15 protein-coding genes are annotated in these 22,533 nt (G+C 54.1%); 9 read left to right on the plus strand and 6 right to left on the minus strand.

Annotation, left to right across the window (positions count from 1 at the left end; genetic code table 11):
* Positions 1-63: 63 nt before the first annotated feature.
* Together murB and A6X21_RS03460 are read right to left on the minus strand one after the other, a co-directional pair.
* Entirely contained in the window at positions 64-942 is an 879-nt protein-coding gene (gene murB / locus A6X21_RS03455) for a UDP-N-acetylmuramate dehydrogenase (protein WP_068846116.1), read from the minus strand.
* Complete coding sequence (locus A6X21_RS03460) at positions 833-2,542, minus strand: UDP-N-acetylmuramate--L-alanine ligase (protein ID WP_131818174.1); 1,710 nt, start codon at positions 2,540-2,542, stop codon at positions 833-835. Before A6X21_RS03460 ends, murB begins: the two co-directional genes overlap by 110 nt.
* A 492-nt stretch (positions 2,543-3,034) precedes the next feature.
* Between A6X21_RS03460 and A6X21_RS03465 the strand changes: the two genes are divergently transcribed.
* From A6X21_RS03465 to A6X21_RS03475, 3 genes are all read left to right on the plus strand, one after another.
* Complete coding sequence (locus A6X21_RS03465) at positions 3,035-3,367, plus strand: ArsR/SmtB family transcription factor (protein ID WP_068846118.1); 333 nt, start codon at positions 3,035-3,037, stop codon at positions 3,365-3,367.
* A gap of 96 nt (positions 3,368-3,463) precedes the next feature.
* Positions 3,464-4,405, plus strand: a complete 942-nt coding sequence (gene thyX / locus A6X21_RS03470) for an FAD-dependent thymidylate synthase (protein WP_068846119.1) — start codon at positions 3,464-3,466, stop codon at positions 4,403-4,405.
* Positions 4,406-4,598: 193 nt separating this feature from the next.
* Positions 4,599-5,933, plus strand: coding sequence for an HD domain-containing protein (locus tag A6X21_RS03475; protein ID WP_068846120.1), 1,335 nt, complete (start codon positions 4,599-4,601; stop codon positions 5,931-5,933).
* 44 nt (positions 5,934-5,977) lie between these two features.
* On the opposite strand, the gene A6X21_RS03480 is transcribed toward A6X21_RS03475, so the two are convergent.
* Positions 5,978-7,609, minus strand: a complete 1,632-nt coding sequence (locus A6X21_RS03480; RefSeq protein ID WP_068846121.1) for a sensor histidine kinase — start codon at positions 7,607-7,609, stop codon at positions 5,978-5,980.
* 396 nt (positions 7,610-8,005) lie between these two features.
* Between A6X21_RS03480 and A6X21_RS03490 the strand changes: the two genes are divergently transcribed.
* The 3 genes from A6X21_RS03490 to A6X21_RS03505 all read left to right on the plus strand — a co-directional run bounded on the left by A6X21_RS03490 (position 8,006) and on the right by A6X21_RS03505 (position 11,529).
* Positions 8,006-9,553, plus strand: a complete 1,548-nt coding sequence (locus A6X21_RS03490; protein WP_131818175.1) for a C45 family peptidase — start codon at positions 8,006-8,008, stop codon at positions 9,551-9,553.
* Between the two features lie 388 nt (positions 9,554-9,941).
* Positions 9,942-10,691 (plus strand): 3-keto-disaccharide hydrolase, encoded by a 750-nt coding sequence (locus tag A6X21_RS03500; protein ID WP_068846570.1) that lies wholly within the window; start codon positions 9,942-9,944, stop codon positions 10,689-10,691.
* Between the two features lie 145 nt (positions 10,692-10,836).
* Positions 10,837-11,529, plus strand: coding sequence for a hypothetical protein (locus tag A6X21_RS03505; RefSeq protein ID WP_068846125.1), 693 nt, complete (start codon positions 10,837-10,839; stop codon positions 11,527-11,529).
* Between the two features lie 109 nt (positions 11,530-11,638).
* On the opposite strand, the gene A6X21_RS03510 is transcribed toward A6X21_RS03505, so the two are convergent.
* A complete protein-coding gene (locus tag A6X21_RS03510) occupies positions 11,639-11,968 on the minus strand; it encodes a hypothetical protein (protein ID WP_068846571.1) in 330 nt (109 codons plus the stop codon).
* Positions 11,969-12,912: 944 nt separating this feature from the next.
* Between A6X21_RS03510 and A6X21_RS03520 the strand changes: the two genes are divergently transcribed.
* Positions 12,913-14,076, plus strand: coding sequence for a hypothetical protein (locus tag A6X21_RS03520; protein ID WP_131818176.1), 1,164 nt, complete (start codon positions 12,913-12,915; stop codon positions 14,074-14,076).
* Between the two features lie 210 nt (positions 14,077-14,286).
* Positions 14,287-17,922 carry a cytochrome c biogenesis protein gene (locus tag A6X21_RS23590; protein ID WP_083233375.1) on the plus strand — a complete coding sequence of 1,212 codons (3,636 nt, stop codon included), beginning with the start codon at positions 14,287-14,289 and terminating at the stop codon, positions 17,920-17,922.
* A 566-nt stretch (positions 17,923-18,488) separates the two neighbouring features.
* Here the strand turns inward: A6X21_RS23590 and A6X21_RS03530 are convergent.
* Positions 18,489-18,851, minus strand: coding sequence for an SUI1 family translation initiation factor (locus A6X21_RS03530; protein WP_068846128.1), 363 nt, complete (start codon positions 18,849-18,851; stop codon positions 18,489-18,491).
* 12 nt (positions 18,852-18,863) lie between these two features.
* Complete coding sequence (gene hisS / locus A6X21_RS03535; protein WP_369009485.1) at positions 18,864-20,189, minus strand: histidine--tRNA ligase; 1,326 nt, start codon at positions 20,187-20,189, stop codon at positions 18,864-18,866.
* A gap of 1,028 nt (positions 20,190-21,217) precedes the next feature.
* Here hisS and A6X21_RS03540 point away from each other — a divergent pair.
* Positions 21,218-22,468 carry a cytochrome-c peroxidase gene (locus A6X21_RS03540; RefSeq protein ID WP_083233417.1) on the plus strand — a complete coding sequence of 417 codons (1,251 nt, stop codon included), beginning with the start codon at positions 21,218-21,220 and terminating at the stop codon, positions 22,466-22,468.
* Positions 22,469-22,533 lie beyond the last annotated feature (65 nt).

Below are 22,533 nucleotides of genomic sequence, written 5' to 3' on the forward strand. Positions count from 1 at the left end.
CGTGCTTGAACTGCCGGTAAAACATACGGCTGTACACGCATCGACTGCCAAAGCCACGAAGATTTACCAGATTTGGATTTCTGACTCCAGATCGACTGCAAACTGTTCGGAAATCTTGCTTCGTACGAGATCCATCAGTCGCAGGACGTCTGCCGAGGAGGCATTTCCGTTCGAGACAATAAAGTTGGCATGCCGCTCGCTGATTTCGGCTCCACCGACGCGGGTTCCCTTCAGGTTGGCTTGTTCAATCAAGGAACCGGCCGAAAGACCGCGGGGATTCTTGAAGATGCAGCCTGCCGATTGAGCCGCGAGTGGCTGTGATGATTTTTTCATGATCCAGGTTTTTCGCAGGCGGCGGACAATTTCATCCGGTGCATCAGCCATGAGCTGGAACGTGGCTTCAAGAATGATGAGTTCCGTGAGATTGCTCTGGCGATAGCCGAAAGAGAGTTCATCGTCCGAGCGGTCGATGATTTCACCGTCGATCGTCAGCACTTTGACGGAACTGACATACTGGCCGATATCGCCATTGCGGCCACCGGCATTGCCACGCAGTGCACCGCCAATTGTTCCAGGAATTCCCGCGAGATTTTCAAACCCGGCCAGGCTGGCTTTGACAGCCTGCGAAATGGCATTGGAAAGAAGTGCACCACCGCCAGCGACCAGCGTTGTGCCTTCGATTTTAATTTGCTGGAAGGCCTCATGTGTGAGCTTGATGACAGCGCCACTGACGCCTTCATCCCGCACGAGGAGATTCGAGCCACCGCCGAGAACGCGGACTGTGATCTGCTGGGCAGCACAGGCTTTGACCACAGCGACGAGTTCTTCGACGCTACGCGGTTCGAGAAAGTACTGCACCGGGCCACCCAGTTTCATCCAGGTGTAAGGAGCCAGTGGCTCGTCGCGTTTGAGAATGTCGTGGAATTCTTCGAGAAAGCTCATAGTGAATCCGGTCGATATGGCCAGCGCCCGCAGTAATCAGCACATCGATTGTGCCCGCCTTATGCTCTACGGATGACCGCAGATGGTCAAGTGTGCCGCAGACTTCCGCAGGAATTCCTGCCGAACGGACTCGTTGGGCAAGTTCTTGAATCAACGAGTGCTGAAGAGCAGAATTGCTTTCTCTGGCTGCAAAAACCGGGGCCATGAGCACCTGATCAGCCAGAGCCAGCGACTGAGCAAACTCGGGGAGCAGTGCCTGCAGGCGTGAGACCTGGTGAGGCTCAAAAGCGAGAGCGATTCTCCGGGAGCCGAAGATCTGCCTCGCCGTACGCAAAGTTTCGATCACAGCCGTCGGATGGTGCGCGTAGTCGTCGATCAGGTGGATACCACGCCAGAGGCCCTTCCATTCGAACCGGCGGCGAATTCCCTGAAAGCTGGCAAGTGCCTGTATGCGATGCGGTAGTGGGCAACCCGTCTGCTCGGTCACAGCCAGAGCTGCCAGTGCGTTGAGAATGTTGTGCCTGCCCGGAATCTGTAATTGGACGCTCGCCCGGTGCTGACCACAATAAAACAACTCGAACCGACTCTTTGCACCAAGAAGTTGAATCTGGCGAGCCTGCCAGTGAGGGTATTTTGCATTCCCCATCGAGAGGCCAAACGTTTCGACTTGTGCTCGCGCATTCTCGGCAGCCTGAAGTGCTAATGGAGAATCCGCCGCTGTGACGAGCCTGCCACCTGGTTTGACACGGGCAGCAAACTTTGAGAAGGCTTCGACAAGTTCGGCTTCACTGGCAAAACAATCGAAGTGATCGGGCTCACAAGAGAGTATTGCTGCCAGTTCGGGCTCGTAAGCGAGGAAGTGCTGGCGGTACTCGCAAGCCTCAGCGATCAGCCAGTCCCCTTCCACAAAGCTGCCAGATCGATGCCAGGTGGCCTTGGCCTCATCGGGCATTGATAAGCTGAGAGGTGCGATCAATTCCCCACCCATGATAAAGGATGCTCGCCACGGATGATTGGAACGGGCCTTTGAATCTGTAGTCTCAGGAGCGATCGAACTGGAGAGCATCCAGGCCGCCATGGCTGTGGTGGTGCTTTTCCCGTGAGTACCGGCAATACACAGGCCGCGACTGGCATTGATGAGGTGAGCGAGCGCGATGTGGTAAGGAATCGCCGGGATGCCGGCCTGCTGGGCTGCCTGCAATCCGGGATCTGCTGATGGAATCGCGGCACTGTGGATGATCAGATCGGGAATGGTCTCGATCGATTGACGGAGCCTGTTTTCCGGATGGGATGTAAGTCGCACCCATTCGGGAAAGGAAACGCCAGGCTCTAGCGTTGCAGCCTCTGGTGAATGAATGGCCGCCCGGGGCAAGTGTTTCTGGCGGGTATAAGCCAGCCCTCGTGGAAGCAGTTCACTCAGCCCGGCTGTCGGCAGTTGCTCATCGGTACCTGTCACATAAAAACCTCGGGCCAGCAGATACTCTGCCAACGAGCGCAAACCACTGCCGCAAACACCAATCAGGTGAATCCAGACTGGCGAACCACCTTTGTCCCATGGATTCGCCAGAAGTTTCTCGGGAATGTGCGAGGAATTGATCAACAACGTGTTACCAGGCCCACTCGTGGGCAGACATTTTGAAAACAACCTGAAAGATTGCGACGCTGCTAAGAGAACTACTAAGTGAGAGCCTCGATCAGCGCTTGGCTCATAACATGGCTCTGTCTGGAATGTGAACAGGTGTGAGCATGAACGATGGGTTCTGCGTCATTGACAGCCATGTTGGGTTATCGAAGAAAAATGAAGTTTTGGCTAGGTCGAACAACTGAGGAACTGGTAATCAGGCGACAGAGAGTGCTGCAGCTTGCAAGTCTCTAAATGATCAATGGTTATAGTGGTTTTTGGGTGATGGGGTGGCTGATAGGCGGGGATTTCACGTGCTGAAGTGATGAGCCAGGTGTTCGGTGAAAACTGGATTGAAGAAATAGTTTGCGAAGACCCGTCCTCAATTCGAACTCAATGACTGGAAAATGCCCCCTTTATTGTATACGTTTCAACACTTACTTTTGTTTTGTTTCATGGAAGGCCCTGCTCATGGCCACTGAGGCTCCACTTCAACTCACTCCGCTGGATGCACTGTCTGAGGCCGCCGAGTGCCTCAAGATTGTGGCTCATCCTCATCGTTTGAGGATTCTGCAAATGCTTTTGCAGAAAGATTTTACAGTGAGCGAACTGGCGCAGGCCTGTGACTTGCCCAGTGCTATGGCCTCGGAACATCTGCGATTGATGCAAAGGTGCGGTTTTCTGACGAGTGAAAAATCGGGGCGCAAAGTTTTCTATCGCGTCATCGAGCCACATTTGAAAGATTTATTGAAATGTGTCGAAGGCCGCTTCGGGGTCTCCGAGACCATTCTTTCGTCGGAATAGCACGGGCTGGGAAATGACGACCTGCTCTGCATGAAAATCCCGGACTGATTCGCCATACTCCCGCGACCAGGTTTTCAATTGCGGAGAGACAGACTCATGGCGAACAGCGATCAAACCCCCGACGAGATTTCGAGAACTGCACTTCTGGAAGAACTCCGCTGGAAGAAGTTTCCGGTCCTCGATGACGGGTTTGTCTGCCTCGTCGACGTGATGGGCGACGATTCCTCGATTGTGCAGGCCGCCCGCGTGAGCTACGGCGAAGGAACCAAACGGATTTCAGACGACCGGACTTTGATCCGCTATCTCATGCGGCACCGCCATTCGACACCCTTCGAAATGGCCGAGGTCAAGTTGCTGGTGCGAGTCCCGATGGATTGCTGGAGACAATGGATCCGTCATCGGACAGCCAATGTCAACGAGTACAGCACAAGATATTCGGTCGCGATCGATTCCGCCCAAACCACGCCTGCCGATCAGTGGCGGAGTCAATCCACCTCGAATCGCCAGGGGAGCGAAGGTTTTTTACCAGTTGAACTTGGGGCCGAACTCACAGCGGCTGAGCAGCAGTTTCAGAATTCGGCTCGCGAGTTATACGAAGCGCGTCTTGCTCAGGGTGTGGCCCGTGAGCAGGCTCGCAAAGATCTGCCGCTCTGCACCTACACCGAGGCTTACTGGAAAGTCGATCTGCACAATCTGCTGGGCTTTCTTTCATTACGCATGGATTCTCATGCACAGTATGAGATCCGGACGTTTGCCAAAACGATTGGCGAGCAGATCATTCGGCCCCTCTTTCCTGTGGCTTGGGAAGCGTTTCTGGATTACCGCTTCGAGGGCATGTTCCTCAGCCGTCTCGAAGTGGGCATGATTCAACGGTTGGCCGAACGAGCCAGTACCATGAAGCTCGTGCCACCCTATTCGCAAGACGACTTTCTGGCAGTGCAGGATCCTACATGGGCCGGATTAACGCGCAGTCGAGAGCGTGATGAATGCCTCGAAAAACTGGTCCAGATGGGGATTATCCAACCAGCCGTTGAGTAGGCATGCAGGGTGCATGCCAATGCACCAATTCTCACTTCCCTCACGTCAAGAACTGTAGAAATACTCAATCGGCAGGCGGGAGCCTGCCCTACTATGACTTACAAACACTACCTGTTATTGGTGCATTCCGAGGACTGCATGCACCCTACGAATTGAAGAACACTGCCTCGGGAATTTCAGGTGATCGTTGACCATGCGACATCCTTATCTCGACATTCCAGAACTGGCTGGGCTTCATGGAAGCGGGCCACTGGTTCGTATCCCGATGCAGCAGGATGTCCCCTTCACAGATCGAGTCCGTGCTCTGGTTGATACCACCGAGTTTCAGCGGCTGGGACATATCTCACAACTGGGGCTTTCATCGCTGGTTTATCCGGGAGCCACACACACTCGCTTCGAGCATTCACTAGGCGTCTTCCAGAACGCATTGGAATACCTGTGGCAACTCGGTCGCGATGAACGTTTCCAGGCGATTGTCACGCCCCGGCATGCCGAGATGTTGCTGGCAGCCGCCTTGCTGCACGATCTGGGGCATTGGCCATTCTGCCACCCGATTGAAGATCTCGACCTGCCGGATATTCCCCATCATGAGCATTTTGCGGCTCAGTTTCTTTCACGCGATCGAGAGATCGGTCAGGTCCTGCTCAATCAGTGGAAGATTGAGCCCGAAGAAGTGCTCGATCTGTTAGTCAAAAAAACCGATGAGCCGGCACTCAATCTCTTGAGGTCGATCCTTTCCGGCCCGGTCGATATCGACAAGATGGATTACCTGGAGCGGGACAGCCTGCATGCCGGTGTCCCTTATGGGCGAAACTTTGATCGTCAACGATTGATCCGCTCTTTGGTTGTTAACCAGGCCGGCGATGGGCTGGCAATCAGTGCCAAAGGCCGGACGGCTGCCGAACTGATGGTCTTTGCGCGGTATGTGATGTTCAGTGAGGTTTACTGGCACCATGCCGTCAGGTCGGCGACGTGCATGTTCAGCCGGTCGTTCTATGAGCTGAGACATCAGCTCGATCTGGCTGCATTTTTTGAGAAGAGCGAATGGGAAGTGACTCAGGAACTGCGGTCCAAAGCGAAGGGCACAATTGTGGCACCACTGATGGAAGGTGTCTTCGGACCACGCCGACAATTGCACAAGCGTGTGCTGGAATTCAGCGAGCATCAATCACCTGAGCTGTATCGTATGCTGGCTGGCCGACCCTACGAAGAACTGGTTCAGGTGATGGAGCGGTTGACCGACAGGCTTTCTGCAAAAACTGGTCAGGCATTAGGCCCTACAGATCTGCTGCTGGATGCGCCGCCTGTGCATAAAGAAGTCGAATTTCGAGTGACGATCTGGTCGCCCAAAACAGGCACTTACCAGCCTTTGCAGGAAGTTTCGCCCGTGGTCGATGCTCTGGCGCGAACGCAGTTTGACGATTTCGTCAAACGTGTGCGACTGTTTGTGAAAGCCGATTGGAAACCGATATTAAAGAATCTGGCAGGTCTGGAAGAAGAGCTGGCTGCCGCCTCGCGAGCGAGCTGAATCCGCTGCGTTCACTCCGTAAGAAAAGTTTTCGCTGGCGAGGTTTATCTTTGCTTCCTGAGGCGAATGCGAAAGATGGTCCACATGGTGCCATCGGGTTCCAGTTGCCGGTTCCAGGTGATCTCACCGCCATGACCCGTCGCAATTTCCTGAGCCACAGAGAGGCCCAGTCCGCATCCTTCAGGACGTGTGGTGACAAATGGTTGAAAGAGTGTTTGCTGAACATTCGCCTGTGGCCCGGGTCCATTATCACAGACACAAAGTTCCACTTCGTGATCTGAGGCCAGACATTTGAGAACGACTGTCGGTTGGAACTTGAATGAAGCACCAGGCTGGCCCTTGGCTTCTGAAGTCCATTCCATCGAACAGGCGGCTTCCAGAGCATTGATCACCACATTCGACAGCATTTGCTCCAGCGAGACGAGATCACCTCGGACTTCAACTTCCCAGAATGTTGAAGTGTCTTTATGCAGCTTCACGTGCTGGTGTCTCGCCAGAGGTTCAATCAGTTGCAGTACTCCGTCTGCCAGTCCGCCGAGGCGGATCATCGTCTGACTGGTAGAAACATGGCCCGAGTTTTCCTCTGGGGAGTGAGATCGATCGGGCTGACTGAGTCTTAGAAAGCGATCCAGATACAACTCCATGCGCTGCAGTTGAGCCAGAGCAATCTGCACAGATTCAAGATCGCTGGATGACGAATCGCCACGTTCGCTGAATTCGAGAGCCATTCGAGCCCCGAGAGCGGCATTCCGCAATTGATGAGCGAAGCCAGCCCCCAGTTGCCCCAATGTTCTGAGCTGTTCGCCATGACGAATTGATTGATGCAGTTGCACTAACTCCCGGGACATCGAGTTCACATTAACGATGAGATCACGGATTTCATCATTGCGGTGGGGAACAGGGAGTAATGATAGATTTCCCTGAGCGATCTGGGTGGTCTGGGAGGCCACGTCCAACAGCGGGCCAGTGAGTCGCCTCGAGATCCAGATGACAATCACTACGCAGACAAAGGCGGCCAAAGTCCCAGCCAGCACAGGAGGAATCGCAGCTCGCCACCAGAGACTTTGCCAACTCTCGACTGGCAAAAGAATCATCAGTTGAGAGGCAGGGCCTTGAGGGAGACCGACAGGCCGCTCGATCGTACGGGTGAGCCAGTGTTCGCCTCCAGCATGGATGTTTTGGGGTCGGGAAGAAAGCCCATTGGAGGGAGAGGAAGCCATGATCAATGGACTGGTTTCGAGGGAAAGTTGTGAGCTTTGATAAATGATCGAATTCTGTGAGGACGAGGGAGCAGCGAAAGCGACAAATCGGGCTCCCGTCAGTTCCTCCAATTGTTTGAAGACGCTGGCATTGAGTGGAAATGACGCTTTTTGCAAGCTGGCACTGAGTTCGTTGATGCGGGCCGATTCGTTGGCTCTGGCAGTTACAATGGCCAGCCAGGCATTTGTCAGCGAGGCGAGGAAAAATCCCGTGATGAGAACGGCCAGAAGTGGTTTAAGAAGTTGCCACTGCACCGATTCTCTGGGTTGAGGGGCAGGTGCGGGTGAAAGCGCGTCTCCTCGGAATTCAGCACGATTTTTCGTAGCTGAATTTAAAGGGCTGGTGTTGATCGACAAGCTGGCCAAAATCGTAATGCCTGGCTTAAGTGCAGTCGTGGGGAAATATGCTCGGAGCACATTGTTTCACGCCGCCGCCAGACATGCCAAGTTTGCAGAGTGAGGATCCAGCAAAATTGAGAAATTGATCGGGTGCCAGAAGTGAATCGTCGAGATTGAGAACAGCGCAACTTGGCAGTGGCACCACGCTCATCAGAACCACAAACAGAGTCTTCCCCCGAGAAAGTGGAACAATCCTTGCTGCATTTGATTTGTTGCGAATGGTTTCATTGGGAATATGAACGAATACATAATTCTGCACTGAATACAGCCACATTCATCGAGGCCTCTATGCCGTCAGGAATTGAGTATCTGAGTCGGGGAATATTGAAATCTCCAGCGATTGAATTTTTCTTTCGGCAACGAGGTGGGCGGTTGAACAGTCACCTGAATCCAGTGGGTCTCAGGAATCCGGGAATGGAGCGAGTTTTGAAAGGGCTGCGGCTGGCTTTAGGCGTGCTGATCCTGGCGACAGTTTTGCCTAAAACCACAGCACTGGCCTGCACAACGGCAGTGATTAGCGGGAAAGCGACACGCGATGGGCGACCACTCCTGTGGAAGAACCGTGATGCCCCCAATTTCCGTAATGAGCTCGTTTTCATCGAAGATGGCCGGTACAAGGTGCTGGCTGTGGTGAATGCCGGCGCCCGTCAATCGATCTGGATGGGTGTCAACAGTGCCGGTCTGTGCATAGAAAATTCGGTCACGAATGATCTGGCATTTCCCAAGACTGCCAAGGGGTTGGGAAATGGCAGTTTCATGCTCAAAGTTTTGCGTGATTGTGCCACGGTCGCAGATGTTGAGAAGCTTCTTGAAGAGACGAATCAATCCGGTCGTTCAACGGCAGCAAACTTCGGTGTGATCGATGCCCAGGGCGGCGCAGTGCTGTTTGAAACAGCGCGTGCCAGCTATCGCAAATTCGATGCGAATGATCCACTGGTCGCCCCTCACGGGTTTGTGGTGCGGTCCAACTTTTCCATTACTGGAAAAAATGCATCGCTCAGCAGCAGTGGAACTTCCAGCCCAGTATTAAGCGACCATCCCTCACGGGCTGACCTCGCTGATGTTTATTCGGCTGAGCGATACTTTCGCGCACGAGAGCTTCTGGAGGAGCCTTTTAAGAGTCATGACGATCAGAAGAGTGGTCCTCTCGATGTACGCTATCTGCTGCGGCACGTCGCCCGCGATCTCGCTGATGCTTCAGGAACACCGTGTGCGGGCAGTGTGAATTCGCCCGAGGAAGAACTTCCTCCATTCATTGAAACAAAAAATACGATCAGCAGGACGACGACTGTGTCGTTTGTCGTATTTCATGGGGTGAAGCCTGGAGAAAACCCGCTGCTGACGACCATGTGGGCGGGATTGGGAGATCCCAAGTTCACCATCGCTGTCCCCTGCTGGGTGGGCATACGACAAGTGAGTGCCGATCTGCGAGGTGAAAAAGAAGGCGGGCCTGTGGGCGTCGCTGCCCGTCAACTGCGCCAGGTCTACTATCGCCAGCAGACAACGGCCAACGACACTCCGGTCGCGGCATCGACTGCGGTGGCATCAACGACTGCAACATCGGCAGTCAGTGGATCGCAGGTGGCGAGTGAAGCCAGACCTGCCGAACGCAGTGAAGAATCCGATCGCGAAGAAGGGGCATCGAGCAGCAGTGGTGCCGTCAGTTCCGGGATCAGTGGGATTGAAACGACCGGGCTCAAGCCGATCTGGGAGTCGGTCTGGAATCAGGAAGATGAAGTGATCGAACGTGTCGAAAGACTCCTCGCGCAATGGCGTGCCAAAGGGGTCAGCCCGATCTCTCAGCAGATGATCCATGTGCAGGCAGCCGAGCAGGGTTTGACTGCTTTGCAGGAGGCGGTGCGGCAAGCCGAAAAACTTTTCCCGGCCGCCCAGAGTGTCCCCGTCGTGCCAGCCACGCCTTTGAATCCGCCAGTTCCTGCCACCAGTGCCACGAGCGAGTAAAGAGGTTTCTCAGTGGGATGGTAAGTTCTGCTTGTCACAGGCTCCGAGAGACAGGTCCTGATAGACAGACCGTGAAATCTGTGGTTGGTTCTGGACACTGATCTGCGTATGGATTCTGGATCTGTGGTGTTCAACGGGACGGGAAACCTGGTCAACCCGCCTCTCTTTGGCACGATTTTTATCAATCCTCTTGCTCTAGTCCACGAGGTGTGGCAGTCTGTCTGTGCAGTCTCGTTCGATTTTGTATTGAGTCGAGATTCCAGAGGGCCGAGAAGTCTGGAGCCACCTTCTTTCGATTGTGTTCAATGGGCCTGACTGGTTTTTATTGTGGCACCTGGGTTTCAGAAATGATGGGCAGTTTGTGAGAAATACACCCTGGTTTCGAAGCATGATTTTTCAAAGTGTGATCGGTCGCTGTGCCGTGATTGCGGCTGGCTGGATCATGTTTTCGGATCTGCCAACGGCTGTGGCTGAGGAGACAGTCGCCACCACTGGTGTGGTGGCGAAAATCGATGGCGTTGGGCTGGGCTGGAGGGCTTTGGGCAAAGAAGACTTCACCAACGTAAATTGCTACGAGGATACCTGGGCCTGGGATGGTTCACTGGTCAAATGCACGGGCAAGCCGGTGGGTGTCATTCGCTCGATCAAACCCTACACGAACTTTGAACTGGTGGCTGAGTGGCAGCATCTGCGTGCTGGTGGAAACTCAGGAATTTTCGTATGGGCCAGCGAACAGGCACTGAACAGCATCAAGCCGGGACAACTTCCCCCCGGCGGTATTGAAGTCCAGGTCCTCGATCATGGCTATACCGAGCAGTATGAGAAGTCTTCCGGAAAGAAGGCCGATTGGTTTACTTCGCATGGGGATGTCTTTCCTGTGGGTTCATCGAAGATGAAGCCTTTTCCACCCACAGCCCCCAATGGTCAGCGATCGTTCCCGAGGAAAAACCTCAGCAAAGGGATTAACGAGTGGAACCACTACTACGTGCGGGCGATTAATGGCGAGATCCGCCTGTGGGTGAATGGTGAGGAAGTTTCGGGCGGTGAGAAGTGCGAACCCGCGACCGGATTTCTCTGCCTCGAATCGGAAGGGGCCCCCGTAGAATTCCGCAATATCCGGATCCGCGAATTGCCCTGAAGACCGGCGTGATATCCAAAACTGGAGTCATGCCAGACGGTCAACTTTTCCTAGAAGACACATTGCACAACATTCGCAGCAAGTGATGTCCACGCCTGTCAATTGAACTCATGCAGACTGCTCGAATTCGCCGAGCAGTCTGCCAATGAGCACCATTGAGGCCACCAATTCTGCAGAAAATCTTCCACAGCCTGCTGAGCCCGGACAGGCGGCACAGGTCGAGGCTAAGTGTTTGAATGGTGGAACTGGCCTTGATGCTGCTGCTGCACGGGCGATGATTGAAGCTCCGCGAGCGTTATCCATTCTGATGTCGTTTGCCTTCTGGATTCTGCTGGCATTGGTGAGCCTCTCGTTTGCCACACTGGTGCTCTCTCCCAAGCTCCATCGAAGGGAAGTGCTGACAAGGCAGTATCAGCAGAGTCTGTGGGAATTGGTCATTCTCCAGGAACAGACTCAATCTCTCCGGGAAATTGCCAAGGCCCTGGAGCACGATGAGCGATTTCAAGCGGAACTGGCCCGTTCTCAACTGGGTGGGATCGGCAAGAACGAAGAGCGTTATCCACTTCCCGAAGATCTGCTGTTGGCACATCCCTTAGAACCACCCGCTCCCCAACTGCCAGTACCACCCGCGCAGACCTGGAGAGAGTTCTGGATTGAACGTTTTGCGACAGATCAGTCCCTGCGGAGCGGTTTGATCGTGTTTTGTGTGATCGGCTGCCTGTTTGGATTCGGCTGGCTGCATGAGGGAGCCTGGCATCATTCACGTCTGCGGCCTGTAAGAAAACTGAGCCAGTGGATCGCTCTGCGATATACACGCCGGGATCGACCTGCCACGTGAATACGAAGTGCCGCAAACTGTCTTATCAAATGAAAAATCCACTGACAGACAATTGTCTGCCAGTGAATTTTGGTGTTCCAGCAAACCGCCTCACGAAGAGGCAATTCAACTAGATTGAACCGCCTTCGGTTGTAGCAACGGTCGAGGCGCCGCAGACGATTTCGCATGTGCCGTTGAGATCGCAATCATCAACTTCGTCGTTGTAGCGTGAACCAGCGGTTGCACTCTTGAACTTAGGGGAAATGGCCTTGAAGCCTGTGAAGTAGTAGCTCTGGTCGAGACGGCCGATAGCGTTCGACAGGTCGTTCAATTCGGTGTTGATAGCAACAGCGACTTCGCTGAGGCCAACGATCACGCCGATGACGAGAATGGTGAGGACGAGGACGAGTTCAGCGCTGATGATGGCGCCGTTTTCATCGTTGAGCAGGTTACGAAGCATGTGTGAGACTTTCTGTGTGAACTGTTGAGATGAGACACCAGCACAGCGTGTGATCACGCTGCTGCAAACAACTGTGGCGAGCTGTTTGCGATTCCCGAGGGCACAACCTCAAGAATCAGACGAACGGGTTGTGTGATTGCCGGCCGACAAAGCACACGCTGCGCAGCTATTGACGAGAAGAGAGCGAACTCTCTGAAGTCCGAAAGGGTTCAGCCGCAAACTTCATCATTGATGACGTCGCTTCGACTGAAGCAAAGGCGAGTTCTTACCGCGTGTCGGGCGTGGCGACCCGACGCATCGATGGGTATGCACGCATGATGCCAGCGTGTTGAAATTGGCCCACACAAAAAGCGAATCCGGGAACGGTCGGTAACGCGTAAGTCTTTATTTTGAATCGAATTACAGCCAACCATGCAATGTTGACAAAAAACGCCATATGGCCGATTTGTGGTGCGGCTTGTTCAGAGGTGTCAACAGTTTGTATAGCGCCACGATTCGCGATTCGTACACAAACAGTGTTCACAGGGCTGCTCGAAGAGGGGTGAAGTCGAAGTGGTGTGCTCTTTTGTTCATTTTTGCGACTTTACGTAGCATTTGACCAGACGGAGCCTGTCGCGATGACAACCCATTCTTGAGAATCTGCCGGATTGGGCGGCTTTGTTCCGTAGGTGAGCGACCGCAAGAAGGGTTATAATCAGCAAGTGCCGATCTGAGGGATGATGAGATATTCATCCTGATGGATGTGAGTGACTGAAGACGTTCGCCAACAAGAATTCTATAAGAAATGAGGATCTCCGCCAGTCTCTTCGCAAGACCTCGTCATGAGGACTGCGTCATTTTGGGGGTGATCTGAACCTGCCTGAACTTGCCACAATCGCACGGTCTCACTTGCCACCGGCATGTGATCGCTGTCCTCCGCCTTGCCAACCTGACTCCTACGCAACATGAATTCAACACCTATGAACATGGCTTATCGTCTCCTGCAGGCTGAGCATCGGCTGAAGTACTTTCACTGGATCTTTCTCTGCATGGTGGTGAGCTTACTGGCAGGCTGCCCCGAGGCACCGGGAATTCGCCAGTACGAAGTGACCAGACCCGAATTTGTCGAGCGGGGAAATGTCGATGTTCCTCAGGCACCGCAGGTGGAACTTGAACCTGCGACAACCTGGGGAGCCATCTGGCCACGAGGAAACCAGGCATGGTTCTTTAAAGCGACAGCTTCTCCGGAAGCGGTCGCAGGGTTGGCGACGAAATGGAAAGAGTTTGTCGCCAGCGTCAAGTTCAGCGATGGAGGGAATCCCGAATGGACGCTTCCAGATGGCTGGTCACAGCTCCCGGGGAATCAGTTTCGTTTTGCCACACTCGTCATGAAAGATTCAGCGGGAGCCCCCATTGAGTTGACGGTTTCTTCATTACCTCGTGCTCCCGAACAGTGGGAATCACAGCTCGATGCCAATCTTTCCCGATGGAAAGGTCAACTGGGGATCGGGCCTATGGAGAGTTCTTCGGTTTCTCAGACCACCGAAAAGCAGGGGGACGATGAGGTCGTGTTCGTGCTGATGCAGGGCAGCCGGGCGAAAGGCCAGGGGATGATGGGTGGTATGCCGGCCCCCGGGGCTGCTCCCGGTGGGAATCGGCCCGCAGCAGAAACAGGCCAGACGAAGCCGCCGGCAGTCAATGAGGTGCAGAAGATGGTGGAAGGAGAGATCAAGCTCTCTCCACCCGCAGAATGGAAACCCGGGAAGTTGAATGCCTTTCGCAAGGCAGCTTATGAAGTGACACGCGGGGATGAGCGTGTCGAGATCACCGTGATTGATCTGGCTGGCGAATCGGGCGGGTTGCTGGAAAACATCAACCGCTGGCGTGATCAGGTGGGAATGCCAGCGATTGAACTTGCAGCCCTCACTTCGGAATTGAAAAACGTAAAGACTGCCAATGGCCCAGCGCAGCTCGTTGAGATTGAAGGTTCCCAAGGACAATCGATTCTGGGGGCTGTTTTGCCCCGCGGAGATCGAACGTGGTTTGTCAAACTTCAGGGCAGCACAGCACTGGCCCAGCAGGAGAAGGCCAGGTTTCTGGAATTTCTGGAGACCAGTGCCTTACCTTAGAAGTGCTTGATGACTCCCGGGAAACGACCTCTTGCGAGTTGTCCTATATGTTGATGTTTACGTTCTGAACGAAAAATCGCCGTCATGAGTTGTCATTATCTAAGAGAGTTCTGCATTCAGCCCGCAGCGGCTGCCCATGATGTCCACCATTGAAGAATTCGCCTGCATTTCAAACCAGCGGCTCTTGGGCCGACGCCAGGATCATGCAATATGGCCACTGAATTTCTCCCTCGCACAGCGCTCAACGAACTGAATGTTCCGGCGATTTCGAAACCTGGCTTGCTGGGCCTCGTTCGATCTCTCCTGATGCCTCTGGCTTCGCTAAAGTTGACAGTCGTGCTGTTCGCCATGGCTATCTTTATTGTGCTGGCGGGAACTCTGGCCCAGGTGGAAGACGATATCTGGGTGGTGATCCGTGATTACTTCCGTACGCCGATTGCATGGATCAAGTTTCAGATATTTTTCCCCCCTTCGTTCTTTCCCGATATGCCCAAAATTCCGGGTGGTTTTTATTTCCCGGGAGGGTGGCTCATTGGCACGATCATGGCTGTCAATCTGCTGGCAGCTCACACGGTTCGCTTTACCTTTCAGGCGAAGGGGCTGCGTCTTTTTTCCGGAATCGGCGTGTTGCTGCTGGGTGCAGCCATGACCTGGGTCGTCATTATCAGTGGTGATAATGCCAGTGGAATTCTCCCTGAGAATCAACAGCTTTACGATAAACTCTGGCTGTGTCTGAAGGTCAGTGTCTATGCTTCGTTTGTGCTGCTCTTTGCCTCATTATTCTGGGTGCCACTTTCAAAACCTGTGACCTGGGGATTGCTGGCCACAGGTCTGGCAATTTCCATCGCTGGGATTATCTGGTTGTTCATCCCAGGGAATAGTGAAACTCCCAGTCCCTCTTCAATGCGAATTCTCTGGCAATTGACCAAGGGAGGTCTGGCGGGTGGATGCTTACTCGCTGGCTGTCTGCTGGCCTTCGGTCAACGTGCAGGGATTGTGCTGCTCCATGGCGGAATCGCACTTCTGATGCTGAGTGAAGTCCTGGTCGGCACGCGAGCTGTCGAAGCTCAAATGTCGCTCTCGGAAGGGCAAACACAAAACTTCGTACAGGATGTGCGGACTGTTGAACTCGCCATTTCGAACCCGCTCAACGACAAAAGCGAATCGGTGACGGTGATTCCTCGCAATGTCCTCCTGGGAGAACCCTGGGGTTGGAAGCGTTATCTCCCCAGCTTTCTGGGTGGTGGTTCATCAGGTGGAGCTCTCGATGAGACGTTGACCAATCCCGCTTTGCCTTTTGGCATACGGATTCACAAATTCTACAACAATGCTCAGATCGTAGATCCCAAATCGTTTGCCACAAACCCCGCGACAGCGGGCCATGGACTCAAAATTGGTGCCATCGCCGCTGAAACATCCAAGGGGACTGATGCCGGTGGCAAAGTCGATATGCCAGCGGCCTATATTGAACTGTTTAAGAATGACGGGACTTCGCTGGGAACTTATCTGGTTTCAGCACTCCTGGCGGAATCGGGTGAAATCGACACTGTCGATGTCGATGGGAAAAAGTATCAACTGGCACTGCGATTTGAGCGTCATTACAAGCCTTACTCGGTCACGCTCAAAGATGTGCGGCGTGAGCTCTACATTGGTACCAGTACACCGAAAGACTTTTCTTCGGATCTCCATATCTACGACCCTGCGCGACATGTCGATCGCGATGTGAAGGTCTGGATGAATAATCCGTTGCGATTTGCAGGGGATACGCTGTATCAGACGGGTTATCACCAGAGTCCGCAATCGGGGGCCGAGTTCTCCACGATCTCGGTGGTGGCGAATCAGGGCTGGATGATTCCTTATGTCAGCTGCATGATTGTCGCGATTGGGATGTTAGCCCAGTTTATGATCACGCTCTTGCGGTTTCTCAATCGTATTCAGAAGCCTGAGCCAGCCGCGATGAGCACAGCAGAGATCAGTGATGATCCCCGTCGGCGACCTGCGAAGCGACCTGTCGTCGAAGACGAACCCAAGCCCAGAACGTGGGGAGTTTGGGGCTGGATTCCTGCGGGAGTCGCAGTGCTGGTCTTTGGCGGTTACATCGCTGGCCAGAGTATGCCGCGATCGACACCCTTCACAGAGTTTGATCTGGCCTCGTTTGGTGAACTCCCTGTCGTTTCGCAAGGACGTACCAAACCATTTGATACTCTGGCGAGAACATCGCTCCAGGTTTTGAGTGGTAAATCGACCTATGCAGATGCCAACGACAAGTCGCAACCGGCCATCCGCTGGCTGCTCGATATTATGGCTCAGCCTCGAGTGGGTGGAGATCACCGGGTGCTGCGGATCGAGAACTTCGAACTGCTGGCACTCCTGGGGCTGGAGCGCCGCCCTGGTTTTCGTTACAGCCCGATGGAAGTGGCTGACAAGTTGCCGGAACTGGCCCGTCAGGCAGATCTGGCTCGAGAAAAACCTGCGACTGAGTTAACGGCTTTTGAGAAGAAGCTGCTGCAGTTTGAGCGCCAGATTGGCCAGCTCGATCTGCTGACTGCAGCCTTTGGATTGCCAAGAATTGGTCAGGAGAACCCGGCGAACGATCTGCGTGAAGCGATTCGTCGTCAGCAGGCACTGGAAGTTCGTCATCCACCACTGGCAGTCCCACCCGCTGCAGATGAAGACAAATGGCAGACATTTGCTTCCGCCTGGACGATGGGCATTATCCGTTCGGTCCTTTCTCGCGAAGAGCAGGACAGCCAGGCACTGTCTTATCTGGTCACAATCTATTCTTCGTGGGCAGCCAATAAACCTCAGGAATTCAATAAGGCGGTTACAGATTATCGAGCTTGGCTGGCGACACAGAACCTCAAAGATGTTTCGCTGACAAAGTTGCGTTTTGAAGCCTATTTTAACCGGGTCGACTGGTTTACCCAGGCGGCTGTGGTTTACCTGGCGGGATTCGTGCTGGCCATGCTTTCGTGGCTCTTCTGGCAGAAGCCACTCGGGAGAGCCGCACTGGCGCTGCTGATCCTGGGCGTCATTGTCCATACGCTCGCGCTGGCAGGCCGGATGTATATTTCGGGACGACCACCCGTTACGAATCTGTATTCGTCGGCAGTCTTCATTGGCTGGGCCAGTGTGCTACTGGGGATTTTGCTGGAAGCGATCTATCGCAATGGGATTGGCAATGTGATTGGAGCGACGGCTGGATATGCCACACTCCTGATTGCCTGGGGTCTGGCGGCTGATGGAGATACCTTCGATGTGCTGCAGGCCGTGCTGGATACGCAATTCTGGCTGGCGACACATGTGACGTGTATCACGCTGGGCTATGCGACCACCTACATCGCGGGGCTCCTGGGTCTGATCTATCTGGTGCGTGGCGTGCTGACTCCTTCGCTGACTCCGAACATGCACCGCGAACTGTATCGCATGACCTATGGCGTGTTGTGTTTCTCAATTTTCTTCAGCTTTGTCGGGACTGTGCTCGGCGGACTGTGGGCGGACGACTCGTGGGGCCGCTTCTGGGGATGGGATCCGAAAGAGAATGGCGCCCTGATGATTGTGCTGTGGAATGCGCTGGCATTGCATGCCCGCTGGGGAGGCCTGGTTAAGGAACGAGGACTGGCAGTTCTGGCTGTGATGGGGAACATCGTGGTGAGCTGGTCGTGGTTCGGCGTCAACGAACTGGGTGTCGGGCTGCATTCCTATGGGTTCAAAGAAGGAACTCTTTTCTGGCTGGGTCTGTTTGTTCTTTCGCAATTGGTCGTCGTGATGCTGGGGCTGGTTCCTAAAGTCTTCTGGTGGAGCGCCCAGAGACATCCGGAACTCCTGGGCTATTACGACCGTTAATTTTGCGAGTTTGAGTTCTCGCTCTCAGACGCCGCCTCAAGCCTGACTCCTTCTCCCGTTCTGACGGGAGAAGGCCGGGATGAGGGCGAGTGCAAACGTATGGGGCAAACATTCGACACTTCACTTCATCGCAGAATGCTCTTCGTTTCTGGCCATAGGCAGGCAATTGGCGCCCCTGCGGCAGCCTTTGTGAAACATGCATATCCAAAGGAAAGACCCTCACCCGGCACTCCGTGCCACCCTCTCCCACGCAGACGCGGGCGAGGGTTTTGCTCCTTCTCCCGTTCTGACGGGAGAAGGCCGGGATGAGGGCGAGTGCAAACGTATTGGACGTTCAATCGACGAACGACCTCATCGCGAGATACTTTTCATCTCTGGCCTTGGGCAGTCAATCGGCGCCCCTGCGGCAGCCTTTGTGAAACATGCATATCCAAAGGAAAGACCCTCACCCGGCACTCCGTGCCACCCTCTCCCACGCAGACGCGGGCGAGGGACTTGCTCCTTCTCCCGTCGGAACGGGAGAAGGCCGGGTTGGGAGTGAAACGTGACCAGCCAGTGCGATCCGATCACTTCGACTTTCCACCGGCGATACGATATCCCAGGGACTTGAGCTGTTCGGTGAGTCGCTGTAACTGCTGCCCCTGAATGACGAGATCGTCTTCCTCAATCGATCCGCCGGCTCCGCAATTCGATTTCAGAGTTGTGAGCAGCGTGGCCAGGTCTGTTGTTTCTCGCTTGAGGCCGCGCACAATCGTCACCCATCGATTCCCCTTCCGCTTTTCTTCAAACAACTTCACTGTCTGAGTTTTAGGGTCGGCCCAGGTGGGAGCTTTGACGACCGGCGGGCAAGCGCACTCATCTTCCAGCTTCTGGCACACCTCACAAGTGGGTGGCTTGTCAAATGCAGTTCCGGCAAAGAGACGAGTCATGGCAGGTCACACTCACTTTCCAGCAGCCAGAATCTCCAGCAAACGGGCTTCCAGAACCCCATCGGTAATCATTTCTTTGCTCCCTGACTGCAGATCTTTGACTTGCCATTCCCCCTTGGCGAACTCATCGCTCCCGGCAATCACGGCCAGTCGGAAGCCCTTCCGATCGGCATACTGCAATTGCTTGCCCAGTTTTTTCGCTTCGGGATAAACTTCAGTCGCGATGCCAGCCGCGCGCAGGCGGCGGGCCAGGTGCATATAGGCCCCCAGCTTCGATTCATCGAACTGTGGCACAAAGACCACTGCGGGGGTTGTGGCATGCCCGATCATGCCCAGTTCTTCCATGGCAGCCAGCAATCGATCCAGGCCCAGGCTGGCACCAATCCCGGGCAATTGTTCTTTGGTAAAGAGCCCGGCGAGATTGTCGTATCGACCACCCGAGCAGACACTTCCAATGGTGGGGAGGGCTGTCAGAAAGGTCTCGTAAATGGTGCCGGTGTAATAATCCAGACCACGGGCAATCGAGAGATCAATCGTCACGGCACTGGCTGGAATTCCCGCTTCCCGAGCTGCGGAAAGCAGCTCTTTGAGCCGGGCCACTCCTTCACTGGCTTTGGCATTCGCAGCCAGCAGAGCTTCCAGTTGATCGAGATCTGCCCGGGTCGAGAGCAGATCCAGGACCTGCGTCGCCTGATCGCTCGAGAGGGAAACCTTTTCAACCATTTCAGCCAGCACTGCTTCCCGCCCGACTTTGGGGAGCTTATCGATGGCTCGCAGGACACCGACCGATTTTTCCGCCACGCCCAACTGCTCGAGCACACCGTTGAGAATCAGCCGGTTATTGACACGAATACCAAACTGGGGCTGACCATTTTGAGTAAAGCCAATCGCACTCAGCAGATCGTAGATCACCATCAAGGTTTCGATGTCAGCCGCATTCGAGAGTGTGCCAATCGTGTCGAAATCACATTGGACAAACTCGCGATAGCGTCCCTTTTGCGGCTTTTCGCCACGCCAGACGGGAGCAATATGATATCGCTTGAAGGGCAGCCCCAATTCACCCGCATGCATGGCAGAGAATCGTGCCAGGGGTACGGTTAAATCAAACCGCATGGCCACATCGCGGTCGCCGTTATCGCGGAAGCGAAACAACTGCTTATCCGATTCATCGCCACCTTTGCCCAGCAGAATTTCGCTGTATTCAAGTACAGGGGTATCGATGGGGCTGAAGCCATAGCTGCGATAAACCCGGCGGGCCGTCTCCATCAGCCGTTCACGAGCCATCATGGCATCGGGCAGATAGTCACGAAATCCACCCAGGACACGCGGTGTAATCAACTCAGACATAAATCCACTTTTCAGGCAAAGATCAGGTTGAAATGTTCAAAAATCGCAGTGGGCGACAAGCCGCTGCACAGAATATCAGGCGACTTCCCGAAGATGGTTGAAGTTGTTGTGAACCGATGAGAGGCAAAGCCTGAGCACAGGTTCACAAATTTGCTTCATCCGATCTGAAACAACAGCGATTTCCGCGAACCAACTGTTATACCAACCTTGGCAAAGCCTGGCATGTCAGCCGCTGTCGAACGCTTCGATGCCACGTTGGCTGACACTTTCGCGTAAAGGAGCCTGCAAAGCTGATTTCATCTTTGTGGCCCATGCCTGCGAGAGTCTTAAAGAACTAATCCATGGAAGTGACAGCAAAACCAGTGAACACATCCCGAGGATGTTCGCGCATCAGGTCGTCAAATCATCACTATGCATGGACTCAGTGATAGACTTTTGTGCAAAAAAAGGCTTCTTTTTATGCAGATATTGAGACTGCATTTGAGTTTTCAAGACGACGTGGTTGAGACTAAATGTCGATTCAACAAAAACCCTGGAGACACGATTCCCAAGGATTGACGACACCTTTCAGAATTGAAAGATAGAACGACGCGTTCAACACCCGATGACTCATCAATTCTCAGGGCCTGTCGTATTGCGACTTGGCCATGATCAATCGAGGTCCGTTGATGCCGATCCGTCTCGTCTTTCCAAGTCTCTGCTCAGGCTCGGTTCACTCGGAACTCGCTGTTTGTCTGAAAGCAGAGGATCCATGCGCCGATACAAGCGTCGTGGAATTCAAGACAGGTGCACCATCCCAACCGAATCATGGCTCCACGGAAAATGCGAACAGAGCAGGGCGTAGTTTGTGGGGGGCTCGGAGAGATCTGCTTCAGCACATTTCTGAAACACATTTGCCGCTCGAGAAGTTTCGAAAACTTTGCCACGTTCTCCGAAGTTTGATTCTGAACGTCGCAATTCTCTTAATTCTGGTTTCGTCAATCGTTCAAGGTTCTGGTGCTTCGCTATGGGCTCAGGAGATGCCATCCACTTGCCAGGCGAGTTCGACGAATAACGAGCCTGAGGCAACCGCCTCACCGCCTTTAGCACTCAAGCCCAGAGCCAGAGCGGCTCGTACAGCCGATGAACGTCTGCGGCATATCCAGCAATTGCGAGAAGTGTACCAACTTCCCGCATCGAACTGGCCTGCCCCGTTTGTCGATGCCGGTGTGAAGTGGCGAGAACTCGGGATGATTGAAGCTCCCCCGGCCTCTGCGCTGGCACCGACATCGCCCGCGAAGATTCAACTGGGTCGAGTGCTTTTTTTTGACCCTCGACTTTCGAGGACAAAGGAAATGGCTTGTGCTTCCTGCCATGATCCCGATCTGGGATGGGCTGATGGTCGCATGTCGGCCTTCGGTCTGGGGCGCGTGGTACTGGCTCGCAATACTCCCAGCATTCTGAATGCATCGTTACAACCTGCATTGTTCTGGGATAGTCGAGCCCGCAATCTGGAGGATCAGGCCCGGCAGGTACTTTTGAATCCCAAAGAAATGGGCGCGACTGAAGCCGACCTGATTACGACGCTCGGGAATATCTCCGAGTATCGCGTCCTCTTTCAGGAGGCCTTCGGAAGCGAATCGGTTTCGCTGGATCGAGTTTCCCAAGCGATTGCTGCTTTTGAAACCACACTTCTGGGGGGACGCAGTCCTTTTGATCGATTCATGAATGGGCAAAGCCAGGCGCTTTCTGATGCGGCACTCGTGGGGCTCGACCTTTTTCGCCGCGAAGCCCGCTGTATCAACTGCCACCATGGCCCGACGTTTTCAGATGGTCAGCTTCATGGCCTGAATATCAGTCATTACGGCAACAAACGCGAAGATCTGGGGCGTTACAATGTGACCGGAGTCGCTCAGGATTCGGGCCTGTTTCGGACGCCATCGCTGCGTAATGTCACTGCGACCGGCCCTTACATGCATTCCGGCCTGTTTGAACTGGATGAACTGCTGACACTTTACAATGCCGGCATGCCCAGGACTCCCCATGCCAACGACAACTCCAAAACTCCACGATCCAGTCAATACTCCGGCACTAAGCCTCTACCTGTCAAAAGCCCACTGCTGAAGCCTTTGGGTTTGAACAGTCAGGATCTTGATGATCTTACCAGTTTTCTGGAAGCGCTCGCCGAACCTCGCATTCGTATTCGACCACCCGAACTTCCAGCATCTGATTCCCAGAGGGAATTAACCAACCAAAAAGCTGCCAGCCGCCCTGCGGATGAAAGTTCGTAAGACGCGGCGGTCTTGCACGTACTCTCACTCAGAGATCCTGAGAGCTGGATCCTGAGACTTTCACA

It is taken from the genome of Planctopirus hydrillae (genome assembly GCF_001707835.1).
GTDB classification, from domain to species: Bacteria; Planctomycetota; Planctomycetia; order Planctomycetales; family Planctomycetaceae; genus Planctopirus; species Planctopirus hydrillae.

Bases quoted from the DNA above. Each gene is read 5' to 3' on its own strand.
- A6X21_RS03500 (WP_068846570.1), top strand. From the start codon at position 9,942: ATGATTTTTCAAAGTGTGATCGGTCGCTGTGCCGTGATTGCGGCTGGC.
- A6X21_RS03520 (WP_131818176.1), top strand. From the start codon at position 12,913: ATGAATTCAACACCTATGAACATGGCTTATCGTCTCCTGCAGGCTGAG.
- thyX (WP_068846119.1), top strand. From the start codon at position 3,464: ATGGCGAACAGCGATCAAACCCCCGACGAGATTTCGAGAACTGCACTT.
- A6X21_RS03505 (WP_068846125.1), top strand. From the start codon at position 10,837: ATGAGCACCATTGAGGCCACCAATTCTGCAGAAAATCTTCCACAGCCT.
- A6X21_RS03475 (WP_068846120.1), top strand. From the start codon at position 4,599: ATGCGACATCCTTATCTCGACATTCCAGAACTGGCTGGGCTTCATGGA.
- A6X21_RS03530 (WP_068846128.1), bottom strand. From the start codon at position 18,851: ATGACTCGTCTCTTTGCCGGAACTGCATTTGACAAGCCACCCACTTGT.
- A6X21_RS03540 (WP_083233417.1), top strand. From the start codon at position 21,218: ATGCCATCCACTTGCCAGGCGAGTTCGACGAATAACGAGCCTGAGGCA.
- A6X21_RS03510 (WP_068846571.1), bottom strand. From the start codon at position 11,968: ATGCTTCGTAACCTGCTCAACGATGAAAACGGCGCCATCATCAGCGCT.
- A6X21_RS23590 (WP_083233375.1), top strand. From the start codon at position 14,287: ATGGCCACTGAATTTCTCCCTCGCACAGCGCTCAACGAACTGAATGTT.
- A6X21_RS03465 (WP_068846118.1), top strand. From the start codon at position 3,035: ATGGCCACTGAGGCTCCACTTCAACTCACTCCGCTGGATGCACTGTCT.
- A6X21_RS03490 (WP_131818175.1), top strand. From the start codon at position 8,006: ATGGAGCGAGTTTTGAAAGGGCTGCGGCTGGCTTTAGGCGTGCTGATC.
- murB (WP_068846116.1), bottom strand. From the start codon at position 942: ATGAGCTTTCTCGAAGAATTCCACGACATTCTCAAACGCGACGAGCCA.